Source organism: Bacillus solitudinis (assembly GCF_002797395.1).
Taxonomy (GTDB): domain Bacteria; phylum Bacillota; class Bacilli; order Bacillales; family Bacillaceae_D; genus Halalkalibacter_A; species Halalkalibacter_A solitudinis.
This window is the reverse complement of sequence record NZ_KZ454943.1, coordinates 101750-102331: the sequence shown is the minus strand read 5'-3', so window position 1 is coordinate 102331 and position 582 is coordinate 101750. Positions and strand designations below refer to the sequence as shown.

Genomic DNA, 582 nt, shown 5'->3' with positions numbered 1-582 from the left:
GCAGGATAATTAAAGATAGCTTCGGGATTATGTGTTAACTTTTATAAAGGAGGTGCTTGAATGAAAAAGTGGTTTATTATACTGGGAGCTACGCTAGTATTAAGCGTTATTATATTTAACTATGTTTTTTCAAAAGGAGAATTTGTTATCGGTTCTACCTCTTATATTGCTAAAGATGCCCCAATTGTGGAAGAAAGGCTTCCGTTTTATATGGGCTACGGTCTGCATTGGGGTGGTTTTGGAAAACCGACTTTAACCAACGTAACATTAATAAAACACGATGGAACGGAGCTAAATGAAGAAGATTTACAATTAACGGTCACTTCGATGATTGATGAAATGGGTGTAACGGGAGTGATAGACGAAGATTTCGCAATTGAAGAAGGGTATATCAACGAATACTTACCAGTAGAAAACTATAAAGTAGAAGACAACTTCATGCTCGTTTTTCGGGTGGAACTACACGATGCAAACTATGAAAATAACATAAGTCATCTCATTATCGAATACAAAAATTTTGGTTTTCGTCAACAGCAAACAATGGAATTCGAAGGTTTTTTCAAGGGATTAGAATAAAGTTTC

1 protein-coding gene is annotated in these 582 nt (G+C 35.4%); it reads left to right on the top strand.

The genetic code is table 11. From position 1 onward, the window contains the following. Window positions 1-60: 60 nt before the first annotated feature. Entirely contained in the window at window positions 61-576 is a 516-nt protein-coding gene (locus CEF19_RS00550; protein ID WP_100404277.1) for a hypothetical protein, read from the top strand. Window positions 577-582 lie beyond the last annotated feature (6 nt).

What these genes read in the sequence shown, in the direction of transcription:
- CEF19_RS00550 (WP_100404277.1), top strand. Translation starts at nt 61, where the DNA reads ATGAAAAAGTGGTTTATTATACTGGGAGCTACGCTAGTATTAAGCGTT.